Annotated in this window: 3 protein-coding genes; all 3 read left to right on the top strand. The window is 69.4% G+C overall.

The features are described 5' to 3' along the window. The coding region (locus VTU_RS0105070) for a riboflavin kinase (RefSeq protein ID WP_010101466.1) at positions 1-577 on the top strand (577 nt) is incomplete at its 5' end. A gap of 103 nt (positions 578-680) precedes the next feature. Continuing rightward, a complete protein-coding gene (gene ileS / locus VTU_RS0105075) occupies positions 681-3,533 on the top strand; it encodes an isoleucine--tRNA ligase (protein ID WP_010101467.1) in 2,853 nt (950 codons plus the stop codon). Further along, a partial coding sequence (locus tag VTU_RS0105080; RefSeq protein WP_010101468.1) for a signal peptidase II occupies positions 3,533-3,750 on the top strand: 218 nt, incomplete at its 3' end. The genes ileS and VTU_RS0105080, both read left to right, overlap by 1 nt.

Genomic DNA, 3,750 nt, shown 5'->3' on the forward strand with positions numbered 1-3,750 from the left:
CGACGTGGCGCGCATGAACCGCTACGAGGTGCATGGCCTGCGCGTATCGAGCTCCGCCGTGCGCCAGGCGCTGGCCCGGGGCGACATGGCGGCGGCGGCGCGCCTGCTCGGGCGCCCGTACGCCGTCTCCGGCCACGTGGTGCATGGCCGCAAGCTCGGGCGCACGCTGGGCGCGACCGGTTCGGGCGCCGGCTTTCGCACCCTGAACCTGCGCTTTGCGCACTGGAAGCCCGCCGCCAGCGGCATCTTCGCCGTGCTGGTGCACGGGCTCGGCGCGGCGCCGCTGCCGGGCGTGGCGAACCTGGGCGTGCGCCCCTCGCTCGACCCCGACGACGTGAACGGCGGCCGCGTGCTGCTGGAGACGCACTGCCTGCAATGGCCCGCCGACCTGGGCCCCGAAGGGGCTTACGGTAAGATCGTGCGCGTGGAACTGCTGCACAAATTGCACGATGAGCTGAAGTACGCCGGTCTCGACGCCCTGACTGCGGGAATCGCCAAGGACTGCGCCGACGCACGCGCCTACTTTGCCACGGTGCACGCCGGAACCCTGCGCCAGACCACACGCGACCGAATTTGAGAGCGCAGCGCCCACCCGGCGCACGCGGCGGCGACCATCGCCTTGCGCGCTCCCCATCATGCTGCGGACCCACCCCGCAGCGCCCAGTCTTCAAGGCCCCCCGATGTCTGATACCGCCCGCCCCGCCCCCGCTGCCACGGACTACCGCAGCACGCTGAACCTGCCCGACACCCCCTTCCCCATGCGCGGCGATCTGCCCAAGCGCGAGCCGCTCTGGGTCAGTCAGTGGCAGGAACAGGGGCTCTACCAGCTCCTGCGCGAGGCGCGCCGCGGCGCGCCCAAGTTCATCCTGCACGACGGCCCGCCCTACGCCAACGGCCAAATCCACATGGGCCACGCGGTGAACAAGATCCTCAAGGACATGATCACCAAGGCGCGCCAGCTCGAGGGCTTCGACGCGTTCTACGTGCCCGGCTGGGACTGCCACGGCCTGCCGATCGAGAACATGATCGAAAAGAAGCATGGTCGAAAGCTCTCGCGCGACACCATGCAGGCCAGGAGCCGCGCGTACGCCACCGGGCAGATCGCGCAGCAGATGGCCGACTTCCAGCGCCTGGGCGTTCTCGGCGAATGGGACAGGCCCTACAAGACCATGGACTTCGCGAACGAGGCGGGCGTGATCCGTGCGTTCAAGCGCGTGATCGAGCGCGGCTTCGTGTACCGGGGCCTCAAGCCCGTGTACTGGTGCTTTGACTGCGGCAGCTCGCTGGCCGAGTTCGAGATCGAGTACGCCGACAAGCTCAGCGTCGCGCTGGACGTGGCCTTCAAGGCGCACGAGCGCGCCCGGCTGGCGGCGGCGTTCGGCCTGCCGGCGCTGGACAGGGACGTATTTGCCGTCATTTGGACCACCACCGCCTGGACCATTCCCGCGAACCAGGCGCTGAACCTCAACCCCGCGATCGACTACGCGCTGGTCGACGTGGGCGCGCGCATCCTGCTCGTGGCCGAACCGCTGGTGACCGCGTGCCTGGCGCGCTACGGCCTGAGCGGCCGGGTGATCGCCACCACGCCGGGCAAGAACCTGGACGCCATCGCCTTCGAGCATCCGCTGTACGACGTGGACGCGGGCTACCGCCGCCTGTCGCCCGTGTACCTGGCCGACTACGCCACGGCCGAGGACGGCACCGGCATCGTGCATTCCGCGCCCGCTTACGGCCTGGACGACTTCAACTCCTGCCGCGCGCACGGCCTGGCGCTGGACGACGTTCTGAACCCCGTGCAGGGCGACGGCTACTACGCGGTGGACTTCCCGCTGTTTGGCGGCCGGCTCATCTGGCCGGCCGTGCCCGCGATCATCAAGGCGCTGCGCAGCGCCGACCGCCTGCTGGCCACGCAGGACCTGCGGCACAGCTACCCCCATTGCTGGCGCCACAAGACGCCCGTGATCTACCGCGCGGCGGCGCAGTGGTTCGTGCGCATGGACGAGGGCGAGGGCGTGTTCACCCGGGACAAGGCGCCCGCAACGCTGCGCCAGAGCGCGCTCGAAGCCATCGAGCGCACCCGCTTCTACCCCGAGAACGGTAAGGCCCGCCTGCACGACATGATCGCCCACCGGCCCGACTGGTGCATCTCGCGCCAGCGCAGCTGGGGCGTGCCGATCCCGTTCTTCCTGCACAAGGACTCGGGCGAACTGCACCCGCGCACCATGGAAATCCTGGACCAGGCGGCGGCCATCGTCGAGCAGGGCGGAATCGAGGCCTGGAGCCGCATGAGCGCCGAGGACATCCTGGGCGCCGAGGACGCCGCGCACTACGGCAAGAGCAGCGACATCCTGGAGGTGTGGTTCGACTCGGGCTCCACCTTCAGCCACGTGCTGCGCGGCACGCACGCCGAGGGACACCACGACAGCGGTCCCGAGGCCGACCTGTACCTCGAGGGCCACGACCAGCACCGCGGCTGGTTTCACAGCTCGCTGCTGCTGGCCAACGCCATCGAGGGCCGCGCGCCCTACCGCGGCCTGCTCACGCACGGGTTCACCGTAGACAGCCAGGGGCGCAAGATGAGCAAGTCGCTGGGCAACGGAATCGACCCGCAGGAGGTCACGCAAAAGCTGGGCGCGGAAATCATCCGCCTGTGGGTGGCCTCGAGCGACTACTCGGGCGACATTGCGGGCGACGAAAAAATCCTCGCGCGCGTGGTCGATGCGTACCGCCGCATCCGCAACACGCTGCGCTTTCTGCTCGCCAACGTGAGCGACTTCGACCCCGCGCACGACGCCGTTGCGTTCGCGCAGATGCTGGAGATCGACCGCTACGCGCTCACGCACGCGGCGCAGTTCCAGGCCCAGGTGCTGGCGCACTACAAGGTCTACGAATTCCACCCCGTGGTCTCCGGGCTGCAACGCTACTGCTCGGAAGACCTGGGCGGCTTCTACCTGGACGTGCTCAAGGACCGCCTGTACACCACGGCGCCCAAGAGCCTGGCGCGCCGCAGCGCGCAGACCGCGCTGCACCAGATCACGCACGCCATGCTGCGCTGGATGGCGCCGTTCCTGTCGTTCACGGCCGAAGAGGCCTGGAAGCTGTTCGGCGGCGGCTCCGCGTCCATCTTCCTGGAAACCTACGGCACCATCGCCGCCGCGGACGAGGGGCTGCTCGCCAAGTGGGCGCGCATCCGCTCGATCCGCAACGCGGTGAACAAGGAGATCGAGGCGCTGCGCGTGCAGGGCCTGGTGGGCTCGTCGCTGCAAACTCTGCTCCGGCTCACCGCGGCGCCCGAGGACCACGCGCTGCTCGCCAGCCTGGGCGCGGACCTGCGCTTCGTTTTCATCACCTCGGCGGTGGAACTGGTCGCGGGCAGCAGCTTGCAGATCGACGTGCGCGCCAGCGCCGACACGAAATGCGAACGCTGCTGGCACTACCGCAGCGACGTGGGCCACGACAGCGCGCACCCCGGCCTGTGCGCACGCTGCACGAGCAACCTCTACGGCGCCGGCGAGAGCCGGACGCACGCCTGATGGTGCGCGCAGCCTTGGTCGGGCGCCCCGGCGCGCGCATGCGGCCCTGGTTGGTCTGGGCGCTGCTCGTCCTGCTCGCCGACCAGATCAGCAAGGCGTTCATCGTCGGCTACTACCAGCTGGGCGACGCGCAGACCGTCACCCAGTTCTTCAACATCGTGCGGGTGCACAACACGGGGGCGGCGTTTTCCTTCCTCTCGAACGCCGGCGACTGGCC

The organism is Verminephrobacter aporrectodeae subsp. tuberculatae At4 (assembly GCF_000193225.1).
In the GTDB taxonomy this organism is placed as follows: domain Bacteria; phylum Pseudomonadota; class Gammaproteobacteria; order Burkholderiales; family Burkholderiaceae_C; genus Acidovorax; species Acidovorax aporrectodeae.

Excerpts from the sequence above, each read along its gene's own strand:
- ileS (WP_010101467.1), top strand. The coding sequence starts at position 681 with ATGTCTGATACCGCCCGCCCCGCCCCCGCTGCCACGGACTACCGCAGC.